This window comes from Pontibacter sp. CAU 1760 (assembly GCF_054482735.1).
Window position 1 is genome coordinate 263,714 of record NZ_JBTLRL010000003.1, and the last position, 22,135, is coordinate 285,848.

11 protein-coding genes are annotated in these 22,135 nt (G+C 53.0%); all 11 read left to right on the plus strand.

Going from position 1 to position 22,135, the window contains the following annotated elements; all coding sequences use genetic code 11:
- The first annotated feature begins 51 nt into the window (after positions 1 to 51).
- A complete protein-coding gene (locus ACXYMU_RS05890; RefSeq protein ID WP_458985432.1) occupies positions 52 to 993 on the plus strand; it encodes a hypothetical protein in 942 nt (313 codons plus the stop codon).
- A 196-nt stretch (positions 994 to 1,189) separates the two neighbouring features.
- A complete protein-coding gene (locus ACXYMU_RS05895) occupies positions 1,190 to 5,338 on the plus strand; it encodes a hybrid sensor histidine kinase/response regulator transcription factor (protein WP_458985433.1) in 4,149 nt (1,382 codons plus the stop codon).
- 1,046 nt (positions 5,339 to 6,384) lie between these two features.
- Positions 6,385 to 8,202, plus strand: coding sequence for a family 16 glycoside hydrolase (locus ACXYMU_RS05900; RefSeq protein ID WP_458985434.1), 1,818 nt, complete (start codon positions 6,385 to 6,387; stop codon positions 8,200 to 8,202).
- Between the two features lie 17 nt (positions 8,203 to 8,219).
- Positions 8,220 to 10,199 carry a c-type cytochrome gene (locus ACXYMU_RS05905; RefSeq protein ID WP_458985435.1) on the plus strand — a complete coding sequence of 660 codons (1,980 nt, stop codon included), beginning with the start codon at positions 8,220 to 8,222 and terminating at the stop codon, positions 10,197 to 10,199.
- Positions 10,200 to 10,256: 57 nt separating this feature from the next.
- A complete protein-coding gene (locus tag ACXYMU_RS05910) occupies positions 10,257 to 11,024 on the plus strand; it encodes a 3-keto-disaccharide hydrolase (protein WP_458985436.1) in 768 nt (255 codons plus the stop codon).
- Positions 11,025 to 11,088: 64 nt separating this feature from the next.
- Complete coding sequence (locus ACXYMU_RS05915; protein WP_458985437.1) at positions 11,089 to 11,766, plus strand: GDSL-type esterase/lipase family protein; 678 nt, start codon at positions 11,089 to 11,091, stop codon at positions 11,764 to 11,766.
- Between the two features lie 1,105 nt (positions 11,767 to 12,871).
- On the plus strand, positions 12,872 to 16,078 hold the full coding sequence (locus ACXYMU_RS05920) for a SusC/RagA family TonB-linked outer membrane protein (protein ID WP_458985438.1): 3,207 nt from the start codon (positions 12,872 to 12,874) through the stop codon (positions 16,076 to 16,078).
- 18 nt (positions 16,079 to 16,096) lie between these two features.
- Positions 16,097 to 17,767: a RagB/SusD family nutrient uptake outer membrane protein gene (locus ACXYMU_RS05925; RefSeq protein ID WP_458985439.1), complete on the plus strand. Its 1,671-nt coding sequence runs from the start codon at positions 16,097 to 16,099 to the stop codon at positions 17,765 to 17,767.
- Between the two features lie 29 nt (positions 17,768 to 17,796).
- Positions 17,797 to 18,954 carry a glycan-binding surface protein gene (locus ACXYMU_RS05930; RefSeq protein WP_458985440.1) on the plus strand — a complete coding sequence of 386 codons (1,158 nt, stop codon included), beginning with the start codon at positions 17,797 to 17,799 and terminating at the stop codon, positions 18,952 to 18,954.
- A gap of 23 nt (positions 18,955 to 18,977) precedes the next feature.
- The gene (locus ACXYMU_RS05935; RefSeq protein WP_458985441.1) at positions 18,978 to 20,273 is read left to right on the plus strand and encodes an IPT/TIG domain-containing protein; all 1,296 of its coding nucleotides are present in this window, start codon (positions 18,978 to 18,980) and stop codon (positions 20,271 to 20,273) included.
- A 139-nt stretch (positions 20,274 to 20,412) separates the two neighbouring features.
- The gene (locus tag ACXYMU_RS05940; RefSeq protein WP_458985442.1) at positions 20,413 to 22,077 is read left to right on the plus strand and encodes a glycosyl hydrolase; all 1,665 of its coding nucleotides are present in this window, start codon (positions 20,413 to 20,415) and stop codon (positions 22,075 to 22,077) included.
- The last annotated feature ends 58 nt before the right edge of the window (positions 22,078 to 22,135 follow it).

The window sequence follows — 22,135 nt, forward strand, 5'->3', positions numbered from 1 at the left end:
GCCTTTTTTCATGATGTGCTGGGGGAGTATAATGTGTTTAAGGGCAGCGATATGCTAAAACTTGGCGGCGGCCTGACCATCACAGGTGGCCTCAGCCGCTTTTCACAGCCCAGCATCGGCACCATCATGACAACGGACGTACCCGTATTCGCGCAAGCCACCGTGGACCAAACCGATGAATTCGCCCGGAAGCTGAGTGTGTATGCCCGTGGGCAGGTTGGCAAACTCGATTACCGCATTGCCCTTTCTGATCCGTTCCCGATTCAAACCAACGGGCAGGCGCCTCCGGCCTTGGGGCCGAACGCCACTTTTACCCCTTTTGGCCATACAAAGCAGTATCAGGGCTTTTTCATGTATAACTTCCTGGATAAAGAGGCGCATACCACCCCTTATATGGCCGGCACCTACCTGGGTGATAAGAAGGTGCTGAACCTGGAAGGCGGCATCATCTACCAAAAAGACGCAACCTGGCACACCGGCAATGGCACAGAACCAAACTTCGAGCATATGACGCTATGGTCCATAGCGGCGTTTGCTGATATGCCGGTGCAGGAGAATAAATACGCAGTGTCGGCCTACGCGGGCTATTTCAATACCGACTACGGCACCAACTACATCCGTAACAACGGCCTTATGAACCCAGCCAACGGCAACAGCGACCCTGCTGCCTTTAACGGCGCGGGCAATGCTTACCCGATGTTTGGTACCGGTGAGACGCTGTATACCCAAGCGGGTCTTCGGCTACCACAGGATTTGCTCGGCGACCAGGGTACGCTGCTGCCCTATGCCTCATACCGCCGTTCCGCCTATGATCGGCTCGAAGACGCGATGGAAGTGTATGATATGGGCGTTAACTGGCTCATCAACAAACATCAGTCGAAGGTGTCGGTAAACTACCAGTTAAGGCCGGTATTTACGCAACAGGCGAGTGGCGCAGTGGTAAAAACCGACCACGCGAGTTCTGCCTGGCTGCAATACCAGGTATACTTTTAACCTTTCGGCATTTTGCAATAAAGTAATCCCCATTGGATTGCTTTTAAGGCCTGTGGTGTGTTGCCACGGGCTTTTTTGTGGTATGCCGGGGCCGGTAGGGTGGCTGAGGTGCAGTTAATATTTGCATGCAAATGGAATTATTTTGCTGATTATTGCTTAGTTTAGAAGAGCAATAATCTAATCCTTTCCGGTAACAATGCATCTTCTAAGGTATTTTGGCCTCCTGCTGCTATATACACTCGTTTCTGGTTGCGTGCTAGCGGCCTCGCCGTTGCAGCACCGGTTCTCGCACCTCGATATTAACAATGGCCTGTCTAACAACCAGGTCAAAAGCTTTCTGAAAGACAGTCGGGGATACCTATGGATTGGCACCGCCTCTGGCCTAAACCGTTACGATGGTTACAAGTTCAAGGTGTTTAAGTATAACTCCAACGACACCACCTCGCTGCTGAACAACGATGTCCGGAAGCTGATGGAAGGGCCGGATGGGAAGGTTTGGGTGCAAACCAGCGCAGGCATGTGCGTGTATGACCCAAAAACGGAAAAGTTCATCAGGTACCCCTCTAAACTGGCCCGGCAATACAAATTACCACAGGCGGCAGTAGATGACATCGTGAAAGACCCCGATGGCAACTACTGGTTTGTGAGCGCTGGCAAAGGGCTGACGCGGTATACCCCTGCCAGCGGCAAGTCCATACACCTTGCCCATGCCGTGAACAAACCCCATACACTGAGCACCAATTCCATCGCAACAATCCGGGCAAATAGCCGGGGCGACCTTTGGGTGGTCCACCGGAACGGCTTGCTGGAGCGGCTCGACCACAAAACCCTGCAGATAACAGAGCGGCACGAGGGCATTTTCCACACCCTGAAGCAGGCGCAGCAGCAATTCGGCATGACCGTGGACAGTGATGACGATGTATGGGTACACGTGCAGGAACAGGAGCGCGGCGTGTTCTTTTATGACCAGCAGCAGAAAACGCTTTCGCAGTTTAACAAGGCTTCCGGGCAGGTGCCACTTAACAACAACGTGGTGCGCAGCGTGGTGGAAGCCAGCAAAGGCCAGGTATGGGTAGGCACCGACCATGGCGGCATCAACGTGATCGACAAGCGAGACTTTTCAGTGCGGTATATCCGGCATAACGAGAAAATGGGGCAAAGCCTGGCCCACAATAGCATCAACACGCTGTACAAAGACGTTGACGGCATTATTTGGGTAGGCACCTTCAAGAAAGGCATCAACTATTATCACCCCGACAATATCCGGTTTCCGCACCTGGAGCGGCAGAACGTCAACTCGCAGGCGCTGCCTTTTGATGATGTGAACGCCTTTGCCGAAGACCGCAAAGGCAACCTCTGGATTGGCACGAACGGCGGCGGCCTGATTTACTGGGACAGGGGCGCCGGCTCATTTACCACCTACCGCCATGATGTCCGCAACCCCAACAGCCTGACTTCAGACATTGTTGTGAGCCTGCTGCTTGACAGCCGCGGGGTGCTGTGGATCGGCACATACCTCGGGGGGCTGGATAAGTTTGATGGTAGCACCTTTACCCATTACAAAAACCAAAGAGGCAACCCCCACACCCTGGCCGACAACAGCGTATGGGAACTGTACGAGGACCGCAAAGGGAATTTGTGGTTAGGCACGCTCCACGGCGGCCTAGCACTTTTTGACCGGGAAACAGGCAATTTCCAGCAATCGCGTTTTGGTGAGGGCGAGCTGCCCATTCATTGTGATTACATTTCCTCGCTGGAGGAAGACGCGAAAGGCAACCTCTGGGTAGGGGGCGGGTATGGCATCGACGTGATCAACCGTGAAACCGGGAAGAGCGTTTACTTTGCCCATAACCCCCAGGACCCACGCAGCCTTGTCAGCAACAACATCACCGATATTTACCGGGACAGCAAGAACCGCCTTTGGATCGGGACTACAGAGGGGCTGGACCTGTACGAGGAGGAAACCAACACCTTCCGCCATTTCACCAGTGCCGATGGCCTGCCCGCCGATGTGGTGGTAACGATTGTAGAAGATGCGGCCAATAACCTGTGGCTCTCTACGCCGAGCGGCTTGTCTTGCATGCTCCTCGACGATAAGAATGGCTTGAAGGTTAGCTTTCGGAACTACGATGAACTGGATGGGCTGCAAAGCAAGGCCTTTAACGAGAACGCCGCTTTGGTTACGCGCGCGGGTGAGGTTGTGTTTGGCGGCCCTAATGGCGTCAACCTGTTTTCTCCGGCAAATATTGGCACCAATAGTACGGCCCCCCGGTTGGTGTTCACCGACTTTCAGCTGTTCAACAAAAGCCTGGTGCCCGGCAACCCCGTGAAGGGGCGGGTAATCCTACAACAGTCCATCGGGACAACTGACCAAGTTACCTTGAAGCATGATGAGAACATCTTCTCGATAGAGTTCGCGGCCCTGAGCTTCATGCATCCCGAGAAGACCGAGTACCGCTACAGGTTAGAGGGTTTTGACGAGGAGTGGCACACGGTAACCAACAGCAGCCGGCGGGTAACCTATACCAACCTTGACCCCGGGAAGTATACCTTCCGGGTGATGGCGGCCAATAACGACGGCGTTTGGAATGAGGAAGGCATTCGGATGGCAATTGAGGTGCTCGCCCCGATCTGGCTTACTCCCCAGGCCTATATCCTTTACGCGCTGTTGGCTGTGCTGCTGCTTTGGCTGGTGCACCGCGTGATGCTGCAGCAGGCTAAGGCCAAGCTGGTGCTGGAGCAAGAGCGCCGCGAGGCAAGCCAGATGCACGAGCTGGACCTTATGAAGATCCGCTTCCTGACCAATGTCAGCCATGAGTTCCGGACGCCGCTTTCACTGATACTGGCCCCTGTGGAGCGACTCCTGAAGACAACTGAAAACAAAGACCAACTGCAACAGTTCGAGATGATCAACCGCAACGCCAAGCGCCTGCTCAACCTCGTGAACCAACTGCTCGACTTCCGGAAAATAGAGGTAGAGGAACTAAGCTTATACCCCTCTGAAGGCAATGTGGTGAAGTTTGTGGAAGGCACCGTGAAGTCCTTCTCAGAGCTGTCGGAGAAAAAGAACATCACCCTTACCTTTAAATCGAATGTAGAGGCGCTGCAGGTGTCGTTTGATATGGACAAGCTGGAGAAGATCCTGTTCAACCTGTTGTCTAATGCCTTTAAGTTTACGCCAGATTACGGGAACATCCACGTCTCCCTGAACTGCTTCGACAACGACTCTTCTTCGGAAGGCATCAAAATACTGGAACTGAAAGTGAAAGACACCGGCATTGGCATTGCCAGGGAAAACCATCAAAAGGTGTTTGAGCGCTTTTTCAGGGATGTGGTGCCAGGCAGTATGGTAAATCAGGGCAGCGGAATTGGCCTGTCCATCACCCAGGAGTTTGTGAAAATCCATGGCGGCATCATTACCCTGGATAGTGCGCCGAACATGGGAAGCTGCTTTACGGTAACCATCCCTGTGAAGGAAATGCTGCCAAACCCTGCAGATAAAGTGGATTCGTTGCTTTCTGCAGACAAGGTAGCGCCTGCGGGCATAGAAAAACCGGTGTCGGGCAGTGGCCACGACAATGCCCCGTTGGTGTTGCTGGTAGAAGACAGCGAGGATTTCAGGTTATACCTGCGGGAAAACCTGAAAGATCACTTTACGATTATCGAGGCCAGGGACGGCAAAGAAGGCTGGCAGAAGGCCTTGGCACACCTGCCCGACCTGATTGTGAGTGACCTGATGATGCCGGAAGTGAACGGAATAGACTTTTGCCGCAAGGTGAAAGCTGATTCGCGCACGTCCCATATCGCATTTGTACTGCTAACGGCCCACGCCTCCGAAGACAAGATGCTGGATGGCCTGAACATCGGCGCGAATGATTACATCACCAAGCCTTTCAGTTTCGAAATCCTGCTATCGCGCATCCGCAACCTCATTACACAGCGTGAGCAGCTGCAAAAAGTGTTTGAGAAGAAGATTAGCGTGCAGACAAGCGAAGAGAAGATCGTGTCGCTGGACGACAAGCTTATCCAGAAGGCGATTAAGGTGGTGGAGGATAACCTGGCCAATACCGACATGTCGGTGGAAATGCTGAGCCGTGAGCTGGGCGTGAGTAGGGTGCACCTCTACAAGAAGCTGGTGGCGATTACGGGGCAGTCGCCTGTGGAGTTTATCCGGAAGATCCGGCTGCAGCATGCGGCCCAGTTTCTGGAGAAGAGCCAGCTCACTGTGGCAGAGGTCGCCTACAAGGTTGGGTTTAATAACCGAAAGTACTTCACCAAATATTTCAAAGACGAATACAAGATTCTCCCCTCGCAATACGCGGAAAGCCGGCAGCCTAATTCCTGATAACCCATACGATCATTTGAACTACATCGGGTCTGATGAGCAAGACTTGCCTGCTGATGCTTGTGCTATCGTTATAACAATTTAGTGTCTAATCAACACGAAATAGATTTTGAACGTATGCAAAAATTAGCTAATATTTTATTGTTTTGTTAATTAGTGAGCAATATTGCTGTTTCATTGCTATAGTTTTTAAATATTTATCGATTTATCGACAAATTGTTATTGAATTACAAATCTATTTATTACCTTGTGTCTGTAATCACTCACATACTGCAAGCCGCTACATGTATTTGTAGGTATCAGAAATGTGAGTGAGGCGAAAAAAGGTCTTTGGAAAAACATGCTGGAGTTACCGTATTAATTAAGACAAATCTTAATTAATTGATAAGAAACATAACAGTAACCAGCGCAATTGTTTCCTGATAAGTGGCTGATTTTAAGGACAGGGCGAAAGTTCAGGCACTAGTTCTCGGTGCATCGGAGGATAGCATTCGGGGCAGATGCCAAGCAAGCCGTGACACCGGAAAGCCTTTTTTCGTTTTTAAATTAAGAATATGTTAGAAAGTGAGTAGTTTCTCAAGCATGGGGAGGGATATTGTCCCTCCCCAACTTTTTATTGTGATTTTCACACTAAACTGCTACATTACCAATCGAAATAAAAGAGAGCACATCTCCTGTGTGCTGAATCACTCATCTGAAACAGGCATGCTTCAACCACTATTCGCTTTTTTGTGGTATAGCTTTTTGCTAGCAGGCGACCATATGTCCAAATTATGCTCACATTACTTTGGCCCTGCTATGCCAACGTTGCCATTCCGACTGACACGCCAAGCCAATAGGCTTGTTATTGGTGATCAGGTTTTCATATTCCAGCAAATCCAAACCGCTTCCCGTTTGAATCATACCTGTTTGTTAACGAGGCAGGAGCCAATGCTTCAGTATGAACATGCCAGCACATGTTTTGCCATGCAAAAGCGGCGAGGGGTATAACCAATGACTTTAGATTTTCCAGAAAGCATACAATGACGAAACTACGATTGACTTTAATGAAAAGACTGGCTGCGACACTTGCCTTGGCGGCTTGTGTGGGCCTGGCACCGGAGGCATACAGCCAGCAAAACAAACTGGAACTCCGCGACCTGTCTGCCTTCCGGGATCCGGGGAAAAGCTGGCAGATTGTGGGTGAGGTATCCGCTGACCTGGAAAAGGATAACAAGTTACGCACCAGTGAGGGGACCGGCATCCTGGTGAATACACCGAAACGGGCAGGAGACGGGAAAGACCTTTATACCACCTTCGAGCATGGGGATGCCGATGTGGAGCTTGACTTTATGATGGCCCGGGGAGCAAACTCCGGGGTATACTTACAAGGCCGCTATGAACTGCAACTGGAAGACAGCTGGGGAAAAAGCGGCCTGTCGGCCGCTAACCTGGGCGGCATTTACGAACGCTGGGACGATAGCCGCCCGCGGGGGCAGCAGGGCTTTGAGGGCTATGCGCCGCGTCAGAATGCAGGCAGGGCACCGGGGCTGTGGCAGCACCTGAAGGTGTCGTTTCAGGCACCGCGCTTCGACGCCAACGGTAAAAAGACAGCCAACGCCAAAATACTGAAGGCTGAGCTGAACGGCATCACCATCCATGAGAATGTAGAGCTCTTCGGCCCGACGCGCGGTGCGATGGGCAACAACGAAGTAGCCCAGGGCCCCCTTCGCCTGCAAGGCGACCACGGCGCCGTGGCGTTCCGCAACATACAGGTAACCAATTATGTGAAGCCAAGGTTGGAGCTGACGGATTTAAGCTACAAAGTATACCCCGGCAGGCACGATAAGGAACCGCGCTATGACAGCATTCCTCCTGAAGCGGAGGGGCCATCGGGTATCCTGACTTCTAACCTGGGTACTGAAGCGAAAGAGTTTCTGGTGCGCTATACCGGCAAGCTCAAAATAAAAGAGCCGGGCCAGTATACGTTCCGGATTGCTGCGCCAGGGGGCTCTGGTCTGGTGCGCGTAAACAACCAGACGGTGGTGCCGATGAACCCTTGGGAGGGAGAAGGCAGTGTGCAACTCCAAGCCGGTGAAGTTCCTTTTGAACTGGCTTACGCCAAGTACGTGGAGTGGGCCAAGCCAAACCTGGCGCTTTACGTTTCCGGGCCCGACTTGCGCGAGTACCTCATCAGTGATAAGGAAGTAGGGCTGACGGATGTGGTAGACCCGATTTTGGTAGACCCGAAAGAGAAGCCGGTGCTGCGCAGTTTTATTGATTTACCGGGCAAATACCGTGTCACGCACGCCGTATCGGTGGGGAGCCCTGAGCAGCTGCATTATACCTATGACATGGATTACGGCACACTGGTGCAATTGTGGCGCGGCGGCTTCCTGGATGCCACCCCTATGTGGCACGATCGCGGTGACGGCTCTTCGCGGGCCATTGGCTCTGTGCAGCACTTCGGCAAACCGACCCTTTCGATTGCAAAGTTGCCATCGGCCCAGGCTGCCTGGGCTACCGACACCACGGGGACCTCTTACCGGCAGCGCGGGTATAGCCTGAACAAAAACAACGAACCGACCTTCCGCTACGATGTGTACGGCACCCGGGTGCACGATGCCATCACGGTACTGGAAAACGGAAAAGGCCTGAAGCGTGAGATAAGCCTGCAGCAACCCGCCGACCAGTTGTATGTGCGCCTGGCGACCGGAAGCAAAATTGAGGAGGCTGGCAAATCCATGTACACCGTAGACGGCAAGGCCTATTATGTGCGACTGGATGATACGAGCGGAGCAAAGCCAATAGTGCGCAGCAGCGAGGGCAAACAAGAGTTGCTGGTACCGGTGCGTGAGAAGCTGACCTATTCTATCTTATTTTAGAGCAATAGAACTGACTTATGAAACATAGCAGAAAAAATATACTGAAGAGCGCGTTGGTGGCAGCTGGCCTGTTTGTCGGATTTGGGCAGATAGCGCAGGCACAGGAATCACCGATGGAGGAAGACTTTTTTAAGATAATGCGCATCAGCTCGCCCGAGGGCACCCTGCTGGAGGTAGGCGGCCTGGCTGTGCTGCCAAACGGCGACTTGGGCGTGTCTACCCGTCGGGGCGACATCTTTATCGTGGAGAACCCCACGAGCGCCCGGCCTTACTTTCGCAAGTTCGCCTCCGGCCTGCATGAGGTGCTGGGCCTGGCCTACAAGGACGGTGCCCTATACGCCGCCCAGCGCGGTGAATTGACCAAACTGACGGATACAGACCACGACGGCAAAGCCGATTCATTTGAGACCGTGTATGCCTGGCCTTTGTCGGGTAACTACCACGAGTACAGCTTTGGGCCGAAGATCGCGCCGGACGGTTCGTTCTTCGTGTCGGCCAACTTAGGCTTTCCTGACCCCTGGTGGCATGCTAAAAGCCTGGTGCCGATGCGTGGCTGGATGATGCGCATCACCGAAGACGGCAAGATGGAGCCGTGGGCTACTGGCCTGCGCTCGCCTGCCGGTTTGGGCATGATTGACGGGGAGTTGTTTTACGCCGAGAACCAGGGCGACTGGGTTGGTTCCGGAGGTATCTGGCAAGTGAAAAAAGGCAGCTTTACGGTGCATCCCGCTGGCCTGACCTGGGCAGGACGCCCGGATTCTCCGGTGAAAATGAAAGCGGAGCAGATATACGCCAGGATCAACCCGCGCCTGGAGTTTGACGCGAAAGGAGAGTCTATCAAGCCGGAGAACATACAGAACGAGGAGTTCAAGACCATGTATGACATGAAAAAGGAGTTGCCGGAACTGCAGCTGCCCGCAGTATGGCTCCCGCATGGCATCCTGGGCATCTCAAACTCCGAGATCGTGAAGATTCCGGAAGATAACTTTGGCCCTTTTGGCGGGCAACTGCTGGTCGGTGACCAGGGGCAAAGCAAGATCATGCGCGTATTCATGGAAAAAGTCAAAGGGGAGTACCAGGGTATTGCCTTCGACTTCCGCAGCGGCTTCCAGTCAGGGGTGCTGCGCATGGCCTGGGCACCGGACGGTTCCCTGTTTGTAGGAGAGACCAACCGTGGCTGGGGCTCTGCCGGCGAAGCCAACGAAGGGCTGCAGCGCCTGGTATGGAACAATAAAATACCGTTTGAGATGCGTACGGTACGGGCCATGCCAGACGGATTTGAGATCGAGTTCACCAAGCCGGTAGATAAAAAATCGGCGGAGGATCTGGCTTCCTACGCCGTAGACAGCTATACCTTTAAGTACCATGCCGTGTATGGCAGCCCACCGATAAACCTGAAGCAGAACCCAATCAAGGGCGTGAAGGTGTCAGATGACGGGATGAAAGCGCGTATCGTGGTGGACGGCTTACGGCCGGGCTATATCCACTTGCTGAAACTGGACGGTGTCCGTGCAAAGGATAACTACTATACCCTCGTGCACCCGCAAGGCTATTATACCCTCAACAACATTCCGGATGGCGAAAAGCTGAGCCTGAAGGACGTGAGCACACGCAATTCCGGAACGGCATCCCAGAAAAAAGCCACCGCGTCTAAGGCTCCTTCAAAAGCGACAGCCGCTACAAAGTTGAAAGGCGATGGGCCAACAAGCCAGGCAGCTGCAAAGCCAAAACAGCAAGCCTTGGATTATGAGAAGGACATCAAGCCGTTGCTGGCAAAAAACACTTGCCTGGCCTGCCACAACACCGATAAGCGACAAGTTGGACCGGCCTACCGGGAAGTGGCCAAGCGCAAGTACACGGATAAGCAGATCGTGCAGCTGATACATGAGCCGAAGCCGTCTAACTGGCCAGACTATGCCACACCGATGCCGCCTATGCCGCAGGTGCCGGAAGCAGAGGCCATGAAGATAGCCACCTGGATCAACTCCCTGAAGTAATCCCCAGCAGTATTTATCCTAAAGAAGTAGAGCACTTAAGAAACACAACAACTCGATATGAAATCCATTTCGCTTCATAAAGCTGCTTTGGCAGCCGTGGCCCTGGGCCTGTTATCTTTTACCAACGTGCAGGCGCAGGAAGTGCCGAAACCGCCCAAGATGGTGCCGGAAATGACAGAGTTCTGGGAACCTGAAGTACGCGTTGTAGCGCCGGGTGCTACCAGCACCGATGCTCCTGCAGATGCGATTGTGCTCTTCGGGGGGAAAGACCTCTCGCAGTGGAAAGCCAAAGATGGCAGTGGGGAAGCGAAGTGGAAAGTAACGGACAATCATTTCGTGGTGGGGAAAGGCGATATCTCCACCAAAAAGGAATTCGGGGATTTTCAGCTGCACCTGGAGTGGAGTGCGCCCGATGAAGTGAAAGGTACCAGCCAGGGGAGGGGAAACAGCGGCGTGTTCCTGCAGGACCGTTATGAGGTGCAGGTACTGGACAACTATAACAACCGCACCTATTCCAACGGGCAGGCGGGAAGTATCTACAAGCAGCACCGCCCACTTGTAAACGCCATGCGCAAGCCTACCGAGTGGAACACCTACGACATTATCTATACCGCGCCACGCTTTAAAGAAGATGGTAGCCTGTTTACGCCAGCCCGGGTAACAGTGCTGCACAACGGCGTGCTGGTGCAAAACAACGTGGAGCTGAAAGGCCCGACAGAGTACATCGGACTGCCACAGTATACACCGCACGGCAAGGCCCCCATTTCGTTGCAGGACCATGGCAACCCAGTACAGTACCGAAACATCTGGGTAAGAGAACTTTAAAGAACGGAGTGCACGAAAAGCCTTCGGACAGAATATCTTAGAAGCACATAGCATGTATAAACTGATGAAAAAAATACGCGCCGGTATGCTGGCCGCCTTTATGGTGAGCCTCCTTTTTGCCTTTCCGTCTGTGGGCCAGTCGAAAGTAAAAGTGGCTTGTGTTGGCAATAGCATCACGGAGGGGCATGGCCTGAAGCAGACATACCCCCAGGAGTTGCAGGAGCTGCTGGGAGAGCAATACGAGGTTCAGAATTTTGGCGTTAGTGGCCGCACGCTACTCAAGAAGGGCGATTTCCCGTACTGGAATGAGGCAAAGTACGAACAGGTGCAGGCCTGGAACCCAGCTATTGTCATCATCAAACTAGGCACTAACGATTCCAAGCCGCAGAACTGGAAGTACAAAAAGGATTTCGTGAAAGATTATAAGGCGTTTGTGAAATCTTTCAAAAAACTGCCTTCGCAGCCGCAGGTATACCTCCTGTACCCGATACCGGTTTTTGAAGACAAGTGGGGTATCAACGAGACGATCGTGAAGCAGGAGATACTCCCTGCCGTGCAGAAAATTGCCCGCAAAACCCGCGTACAGACCATCGACGCTTATACCCCCTTTATCGGGAAAGCCGCGCTAACCTACGATGGCATCCACCCGAACGAGGAGGGAGCCGCCTTTCTTGCCCAGCAGGTTTACGAGGCACTGCAAGCCGCGCAGGTCTTGACTGGCACCGCGACAGCGCAGCACTAACATTTCATACCCCTTTGCCAATAAGCCACCCTGTCTCAACGGTGTTGTAGCCGCATTCTGAGACAGAGTGGCTTTTTGGCGTAAGGTCCCTTTCGTGATTTATACAATCTATAACTTCAGGGTCGTGATAGCACTGCTTTGGGAAGCGCATTTCTCAGGGTGGTAACATGAGTTGTAGTACCCATAGTTTGGCCTGCATATCCCTTGCTCCAAAAGCAAACAATCTCCTTCCCGACTTAAGAAAGCCCTCCTTCCCGACTTAAGAAAGCCCTGTTAAGTACTTGAAAAGTGCCTGTAAACGCTTTAAACGCCCTGTTAACAAGTTAGGCTTACATTGGAAACATCTGATACCCCTGCCTTATGACATAAGCTGCTACATTAGTGATAGCAACAAAGCTTAGCGCTGTCTGATCTGTATGCCAGACTTGGTTGGAAAAAGAGGCAGGGAATGGTTTTGTTAACGAAAGGAAGTTGTTTGGAGCAGGCCACGGCCAGGAAGGTTTGGGGCAGTGGTAAATGAGTATTAGTGATGGAGGAGATTTGCCCAAGAGCATTGACAAATTCAGTTCGCGACGCCATGCCAGAGAATAGAGGGTATGAGTGCGAATTACAAATCGCTTCATCTAAAAAAAAGCCTCTCCACATGGGAACGAGGGATGCAATGCAGGTTTACTTGTGATTGATTGCACACTAAAGCCTGTGCAATGCGCCAATTGGATAAAGGATTTGATAAAATTGTATTACTCACGGGTCATGGTTCTATCTATCTTTGTTTCAGTGCTTGTCAGGATAATTCATGAAGCAGTTTAGAAAAGCAGCAGCTTTTTAACGAACGTGCTCCATCATATAAACCGTCATTAAATAGCAGGGTATGAGTTGTTTACATAAGCTGCAGTCAAAAAACATCCTGAACTAGGGATAAAATCTAAAGATTATTGAGGAAGCAATCACTTGTGAATTAAAATTAAAATACCTAATCTTATGCCAACGTTGGCATAAGCTAACTCAACCAGTAGAAATAGCATTGCCACAGGCATACTTAACAGGGCAATATGTGCCCTGAATCTGACACACAAAATTTAACCTTTACTAATTAACTCTAAGCATGATGAAACACATGTACAACAACCGGGGGAATTTCCTGAAATACCCCCAATGTGAATCGCAGGGCATATGGAAGATAGCTCCTTTGATGCTGTTTTTTCTCTTTATGCAGTGCGTTTCCGCGTTCGCCCAGACGCCGCAGCCCGTTAGCGGAAAAGTAGTATCATCAGAGGACAGCCAGGGGCTGCCGGGTGTAAGCATTGGTGTGAAGGGTACTTCTGCCGGTGCCATCACGGATGCAAATGGCCAGTTCCAGGTACAGGCTGCCAGCAACGCAACACTCGTGATCTCCTATATTGGCTTCATGACGCAGGAGGTGCCTGTTAATGGCCGCTCTACCATCAACGTGACACTGAGACCTGACCAGAAAATGCTGGATGAGGTAGTAGTAACAGGGTATGGCGAGATCAGAAAGAGCGAACTGACGGGAGCGCAGTCCACAATTTCATCCGCGTCGATAGAGAAAACAGTGAACACCACCATTGAGCAGGCAATTCAAGGGCGTGCTGCCGGTGTTTATGTGACGCAGAACACAGGTGCGCCCGGCGGCGGTATCTCTGTGAACATCCGCGGGGTAAACTCTATCAACGGTACTAACGAGCCCCTTTACGTGATTGACGGGGTGCAGATCCCGGGATCTACGTCACCTTCTGGCTCAAACCCACTCTCTACCCTGAACCCATCTGATATTGAAAGCATGGAGATCCTGCAGGGACCATCAGCCACGGCTCTGTATGGATCCCGGGCTACAAACGGTGTGGTACTGATCACGACCAAGCGCGGTAAGAGCGGCGAGGTACGCATCAACTATACCTACCTGCACAGCATCCAGACGGCGCCAGAAAAACTGGAGGTGATGAACCTGCGCCAGTATGCCCAAATGGACAACGAATATAAATCCATTGCGGGAGGAAACGTTCGGGAAGATTTCCTGGACCCTTCGCTATTGGGCGGGGGCACCGACTGGCAGAAAGAGCTTTTCACGAGCGCACCGATGAAGAAGCACCAGGTGAGCCTGAGCGGCGGTAGCGACAAGACAACTTATTACCTGTCAAGTGAATACCTGAACCAAGCGGGTATCGCCCTGGGCTCTGGTTTCGAGCGTTACTCTGTGCGCCTGAACCTGGATAACCAAGCAAAAAAGTGGCTTTCGATCAAAGGTAACTTCAACTATGCGCAGACAGACGAGCAGCTGTCCACGACGCAGTCTGATATCATTACGCGTGCCATCCAGCTGCCACCGCACATCCCGGTGAGAAACCTGAACGGTACGTATGGCGGCGGTAACGTGAGCAACAACACGGCAGAACAGTTTACGCCACCAAACCCTATCGGACTTGCCAACCTGACATTGAACGAGCTAACTAAGCGGCAACTGCTAGGCGGCCTGACGTTAGGCTTCAAAATCACGGATGACCTGGATTTCAGCACCTCTGTGAACGGAAACATAGGCTTTTCCAACTCCACTTATTTCCTGCCAACCTACCAGTTCGGTTATCAGCAAAACACGGTTGCTGTAATGAACAACAACAACAGCCTGAATACCTACTGGAACTGGAACCAGATGCTGCAGTACCGCAAGCAATTCGGCAAGCACAGCATCAACCTGATGGCTACGCACGAATCGCAGGAGTCTTTTTGGAAAAACCTGTCTGGTGAGCGCCGCGGCTTCCAGACAAACGATGTGATTGACCTGAACGCAGGCGACGTGCTGACCAGCGTTGCCGGTGGTGGCCAGGGCGATTGGGCTATGGAATCATACCTCGGCCGTATCATCTACAACTTCGGCGACCGCTACATCGTGCAGGGTAACTTCCGCGCAGATGGCTCCGTGAACTTCGGTCCGGAAAACAGATGGGGTTATTTCCCTTCTGTGTCAGCGGCCTGGAGAGTTTCGGAGGAGGATTTCTTTAACGTAGGCTTCGTGAGTGACCTGCGCCTGCGCTATGAGATCGGCCTGACAGGTACACAAGGTGGCGGCGGTGCTATCTATGGCACGCTTGCTCCGGGCCCAACGCCTTGGGGAACCGGTTTTATACCCAACAGATATCCGAACCCGAACTACCAGTGGGAGGAGACGAAGACAAACAACTTCGGTGTTACAATGGGCTTGTTCGATAACAGAATACAGGTGGAGGCCGATTACTATATCAAAGACACCGATAACCTGATCATGCAGAGCGCCCTGCCTTGGTACATGGGTACCAACGGAAACGGTTCTATCCAGGCACCGACAGTAAACATCGGATCCTTGCAGAACAAAGGCTGGAGCCTTACCCTGAACACGGTTAACATAGACAACGGTAGCTTCAACTGGTCTTCTAACTTTAACATCTCGCATTTCAAGACAGAGTTGAAGAGCTTGACCTCTGAGAACAGCCAGATCGACCGCATCAACTGGTGGATGAACAACTGGACACAGCGTTCTGTGGTGGGCCAGGCACCTTGGCTGTTTTATGGCTACGTAGAGGATGGTATCTTCCAATCATTGGAGGAGCTGCAGAACAGCGCCTTGCCAGCCGATAACAACGGCGTGGAATTCCCGATCGCAGAGAACAGCATCTGGGTAGGAGATGTGAAGTACCGTGACATCAACGGCGACGGCATCATCACAGGCGAGGACCAGACGTTCATCGGAAATCCGTGGCCAAAATACTATGCCGGTCTAACGAACAACTTCTCGTACAAAGGCTTCGACCTGAGCGTGCTGATCACCAGCACCATCGGCAACGATATCTACAACTACCTGCGCAACGAGAACTCAAACCCGAACAACATCAACATCGGCCGTAACCTGTTCATTGGTGCCTTCGACTACGCCAAGGTAGCAGTGGACGAAGAAGGAAACCCATACCTGCTTAACCCCGGAACGAATGTGGCCAGAATGTCGGGCGGTAACAAGAACAACAACTTCCAGCGCCATACCGACAAGTATGTGGAAGACGGTTCTTTTGTAAGGCTGAAAAACGTGACGCTGAACTATAACCTGCCAACAGCGGCCATTGAGAGGCTGAAGTACATCAAGGGGGCCCGCATCGGGGTAAGCGCACAGAACATTTATACCATCACCGGCTACTCAGGCTATGACCCGGAAGTTGGTTCTTATGTAGGTGCGAACGCAAACGCAGGCAACGCTGCCATTGGCGTGGACTACGGTCGCTACCCACTGACGCCGATCTACTCTGTGAACGTTGGCATTGATTTCTAACACTAGACGACAAGAAAAATGAAAAATAAATATTTATATATCGGTGCGCTCATGGCACTTTCCGTTTTCTCGGGCTGTGAGAAGGAGTTTTTGGAGCGCCCGCCGCAAGACACCCTGGTAGACGCCAATTTCTTTAAAACCAACGACCAGGTGCTGGCAGCCTCAGCCCCGCTCTACAGCGTGGTATGGAAAGACTACGTAGACAAGGCCTCCTGGGCGCTTGGCGACCTTCGGGCCGGAACCGCGTTCCGCGCCTGGGGGTATAGAGACGACGTATTGTTCAACACGACGGAGGTTTCTACCTCTAACAGCGAAGCCTACCGCGCCTTTTATATTGTGGTAGGGCAGGCCAATACGCTCATCCAGAACATCAACCGCTATGCCGGTCCTGGTGTGTCGGATGAGATCAAGCGCCATGCCATTGCCGAGGCCCGCTTCATGCGTGCCACCGCTTACACCTTGCTGGTGATGAACTACGGCCCGGTGCCGATCATCGAGAATAACCTGGAACTGCTCAACAGTGCCGGCATAAAGCGAAATACTGTAGAGAGTGTTTGGGAGTTTATCACCAGAGATTACCAGTACGCGGCTGAGAACCTGCCGGCTAAGGCGGTGCAACTGGGTAGGATCACGAAATGGTCGGCTGAGGGGATGCTGGCCCGCACGTACCTGACCAGAGCAGGTGTTGGCGGCGGTGGCGGAAGCAGGAACCAGGAGTACCTGGATCAGGCAAAGAACTACGCTGACCGGGTAATTACCATGAGCGGCAACGCACTGCTGCCAAAGTACGCAGACTTGTTCCGCTACCCATACGACAACAACGTGGAGTCGCTGTTTGAGCAGCAGTGGGTGTTCACGACCAACTACGGCTATGCCAACACCATGGTATCGCAGATAACCTACAGCAACGACATTGCCAACGGCGATGGCTGGGGCGGTGACCTCAGCGCATCCTGGTGGATGCTGAGCCTGTACGACGGGCTTTTCGAAGACGGCTTCACGAACGATGAGCGTTTGAAGGCCACCTGGATGTTGCCTGGCTTCCATTATCCGGAGATTTCGCAGACGGTGCGCGACGCGGACGGCAACCAGAAAGAGCAGCAACTGATCTTCCCGGCACCGGCTGCCACGGCGGACAACAGCTTCGCTAACATCAAGAAGTATGTGGTGGGCAAGGCTGCTGACGTAGGCGGACAGGCCATGGCACAGCGTTACCCGAACGATACCTACATGCTGCGTTTGGCAGAAATGTACCTTATCTACGCGGAGGCTGCCCTTGGCAACAACCAATCGACCACCGATGCCCAGGCGTTGGCTTATTTCAACAAAATCCTGAACAGAGCGGGGCTTCCGGCACACCAAGGCGCACTGACCTGGCAGGATATCTTTGAGGAGCGCATGAAAGAGTTCGCGATGGAAGGCCTGGCGTGGTACGACCTGGTAAGGCTGCACTACTACAATCCGGAAAGAGCCTACAGCATCATCAACAACCAGGACCGAGGGTTATTTGTGGTGCACCCGAACCGCATGCCGAACCCTACTTCGTGGGATTTTGCTAAAACCACGTGGTTTGCCGAAAGAACCGCCACGGCCAACTCAGGTAACTTCCTGCTGCCGATTCCGGCCTCTGAAGCGAGCCAGGCGCCAAGCCTGCGCGACGAGCCTGTTCCATATGATTTCGGAAAGTAACATTGCTGCACTTTAAATTAGAACACGATATGAAATTCAATTATAAATCCCTGTTGTTCCTGTTCATCGCATTTGCGATGACAGGGATTTTCGCAGGCTGCTCAGAAGATGAGGATTTGCCGAACAATGGCAAGCCTACAGTTAGCTACATCAGAGTAACCCGCCCCGATGCCTCAGACTCCCTGGTTGCCAAAGCAGGGCAGGGCAACATGGTGGCCATCATGGGGCAGAACCTGGGCAAGGCCCGAGAACTGTGGTTCAACGACCAGCAGGCGGTGCTAACGCCGACGTTTATCACCAACACCACCATTATTTCCCGCGTACCGACCAACATTCCAAACAACATCACCAACCAGATGAAGATTATCTTCGCCAACGGTGATTCGCTGCTGCACGACTTTGTGGTGGACATCAGCGAGCCGGTGATTACCAGAATGCAGAGCGAGTATGTGAATACCGGCGAGGTAGCCACGATTTCGGGCAATTTTTTCTATGAGCCCGTGAAAGTGACCTTTACCGGTGGGGTAGAAGGGGAAGTGGTGACGCTGGAAGACAACCTGATTGAGGTGAGAGTGCCGGAAGGCGCGCAGCCTGGTCCGATCACGGTGACCACCAACTTCGGGGAAACAGAGTCAGATTTCTGGTTCCGCGATAACCGCAACATCATCGCCAGCTTCGATGGTGGCCTAGCAGGCCTGTGGCACGGGCCGGACTATATCAAAGCCTCTGACGCGGACATCAGCAACATCAACGGCAAGTTTATCCGGATCAAGCGTGACCTGGGTGCATGGGCGTGGTTCGAGATGTATGTAGGCACTTCCACCAGCGACGCGGCTAAGGAAACCAAGAATATCCCTGCCGCAGCACTGGCCAACCCAGGCGACTACGAGCTGAAGTTTGAGATCAACACCCTTGCCCCGCTAACCGGTGCGGAGATAAAGATGTACATGGGCGCGAACATGCCGGACGAGCGTGGAAGCACCAACTATACCTGGAAGCCAAACGTGGACACCAAAGGCAAGTGGGAGACTGTGAGCATCCCGTTCGAGAACTTCTACACAGCTAACAAATCGTTTGCTTACAACCCGAACGGCTACGGCGTGTCTTTCCACTTCAGCGGTCCGCTGGCAGTTAAGGCCAACTTTGCGCTGGACAACATGCGCGTGGTACCAAAAAAAGCTGAGTAACCCTTCACCTTTAAAAATCGGATATGAAAAATAGATATAATGTAAAGCTGCTGGTGCTGGCATTCCTGGCGCTCTTCACGGGCTTCCTGACCTCCTGCGAGGATGATGCGGACGTCGACCCGAGCAATGGGCAGGTAACGCTATTGAGCTTTGGGCCATCAGGCGTGCAGCACGGCCAGGACATTCGCTTTATCGGGTATAACCTGAACAAAGTGGAGGCCATTGAACTACCCGGCGTAACTGTGCCAAAGGCCAGTTTCAAGGAGCATACCGCAGAACTGATCGTGCTGACGGTGCCGCAGGAAGCGGGCGAGGGCCTCGTAACGCTGAAAGCGCCCCAAGGCGATGTGGTATCCAAGACCATCCTCAGCTTCGAGGTGCCGGTAACCATCGCCTCCATGACGCCGGAAGCGCGTCCGGGCTCCAACATCACCGTAACGGGCAACTACCTGAATTGGGTAAAAGGCGTGCTGTTCGAGAAGGACACCGTGAAAACCTTTGTGAGCCAGGGCATGAACGAGTTAGTGCTGCAGGTGCCGGCAAAAGCCAAATCCGGCAGGTTAGTTTTCCTGACGGGCGGCACAGAGCCGTTGGTGATTGTAACGGAGCAGGAACTGACGGTGACCCTGCCCACTATTACGGGCCTGGCGCCAACACCGGTAGAGCGCGGTGCTAACCTCACCATCACAGGTACGAACCTGGACCTGGCCACCGGCGTGTATTTTAACGGCGTAACAGGAGCAGTAAAGGACTTCGTAAGCAAAACAGAGTCACAATTGGTGGTGATGGTGCCTGCGGAAGCCGGCAAAGGTAAAATCAAGCTGGAAGTGCTTTCAGGAGAGCAGGTGGAGTCCACGATGGGCATCCAGATTGCCGGAGACCTGCCGCCACTGGCCGCCTTGCCATACCCGATGTATACCGATGCCCGAGCCGCTGGCTGGGACAACTACAGCTGGGGAGGCGCAGCCGACTGGGCAAGCACTGCCCGTGTGCGGCAAGGCGAGTTCGCAGCCAAGAAAACGTATGATGGCAGCTATGATGCCATACGCCTGCACAACAACACCGCCCTATCCACAGCAAGCTATACCCATTTCGTGTTCTCGGCCTACGGAGAGCCCGGCAGTGGTGGAAGAACGATGAACATTGTGGTGAATGAGAAATATGGGACTCCTTATACTTTCAAGATTGTGGAGGGAGAGTGGACAACCTACAGCATTCCGCTGGCTGATATGGGCAGCCCTGCCACGATCGGCGATGTCATGTTCCAGTCTGCTGGTTGGGCTGGCGTGGTGCACTATGATCACATCGGACTTAAATAACTTCATATAATGGTAAACTCGGTAAGCCTCTGTAATTTTTACAGAGGCTTATTACTTTAAATACCCTCTGTGAAAAATTCGATGGATGCTTGGATCAATTGTTTGCAGCATCCATACCTAAACGAAAGCAGTTATATCCATGAAACAAACTTTCCAGTTGCTGTGCTGCCTTTTTTTGGCCCTATCAGGCACCAGTCAGGTGCAGGCGCAACGTTATGAGGCCGAAGACGCCTCTCTGAGTAATGGAGCTGCCAAATTAAGCTGTGCGGGTTGCTCCGGAAATGCCGCCGTGGCACAGGGCGAGGGCAACCTGAGCTTTGCCGTGAACCTGCCGAATGAAGGCTTCTACAACATTCACTTAAGAGTTGCCGCGCCCGGTGGCAATAAGATCAACAAGTTAGAATTAGACGGCAACACCCTGGATTTTGCTGTGCAGCAAAGTACGCAGTACAGCACCCAAAAGCTGGTGAGTGCCCAGAAATTGACTGCCGGGCAGCACACCATCAAAATCATCAAGTCGTGGGGGTGGATTAACGTGGATTACCTCGAGCTTGAGCAAGTGGACGGAACCAACCGCTTTCATCTGAACCAGACGCTTGTTACGCCGAATCCCACCCCGGAGGCAACAGCGCTCTACGATTTCCTGCTCGACAATTACGGCACAAAGATTATCTCCGGCGTGATGACCCTCCAAAGCATGGACGAGGTGAATTGGTTAAAGCAAAATACCGGCAAAGAGCCTGCCCTGGTGGGCATCGACTTTATGCACAGCGGCCGAAACTATACCTGGTACAACGACCGGGAGCCTCTCATGGATGCCCGGAACTGGTATGCCCGAAACGGCATCCCGGCGCTGATGTGGCACTGGCGCGACCCTTCCCGCGCGACCGAGGAATTTTATACCCGAAACACGTCAAAGCCCAACGGCACGGCCTTCGATATTTCCAAAGTGTCGGATGTGAATAGCCCGGAGTACGCATCCATGCTGGCCGATATCGATTACATCGCCGGAATGCTGAAGGAGTTGCAGAGCCAAAACGTGCCGGTGATCTGGCGTCCATTGCACGAGGCCGCAGGCGGTTGGTTCTGGTGGGGCGCCAAAGGGCCGGAGCCGCTGAAGGCCTTGTGGCGCCTAATGTATGCGCGCATGGTGCACCACCACGGCCTGCGAAACCTGCTCTGGGTATGGACGCGGGAGCCAAACGATGATGCCTGGTACCCGGGAGATGCCTACGTGGACATTGTGGGGCGTGATATCTACAAAGACGGCGACCACGGCTCGCAGACGCTGGAGTTTGGTGACATGAACAGTCGCTACGGCGGGAAAAAAATGCTGGCCCTAAGCGAAGTGGGTTCCTTCCCGGACGTGGATAACCTGGTGCGCGACGGTGCCGCCTGGTCGTGGTACATGCCCTGGTATGGCAATTATACCCGTAGCAGCCAATACAACTCCCTGGACCTGTGGAAGAAAATGTTTGCCCATGACTACGTGCTCACGCTGGATGAAATGCCGGTGCTGAGCACCTATGTGCGGCAGGGGCAGGCAGGCAACCCAACCGGCTTCTGGGACAAACCCGCTCCAACGCGTAGCTTCAAGGCTTACCCCACACTGGTAGAGGACAAACTGACGCTCCAAAGCAATACCCGCATCGACCATGTGAAGGTATACAACGCCCTGGGCGTACTGGTGCACGAGCAGCAGGCAGGCGCAACAGAAGTATCCGTGTACTTAGGCCAACTGGTGCCCGGCGTGTACACCGTCCGAACTGACCGGCAGGGCGCCGTGAAAGTGGTGAAGCGATAAACCCAGGAGTGATTGTAGTAGAACTGGCAGAAGTGCTGCTTGCCTATGTCACTCTCAA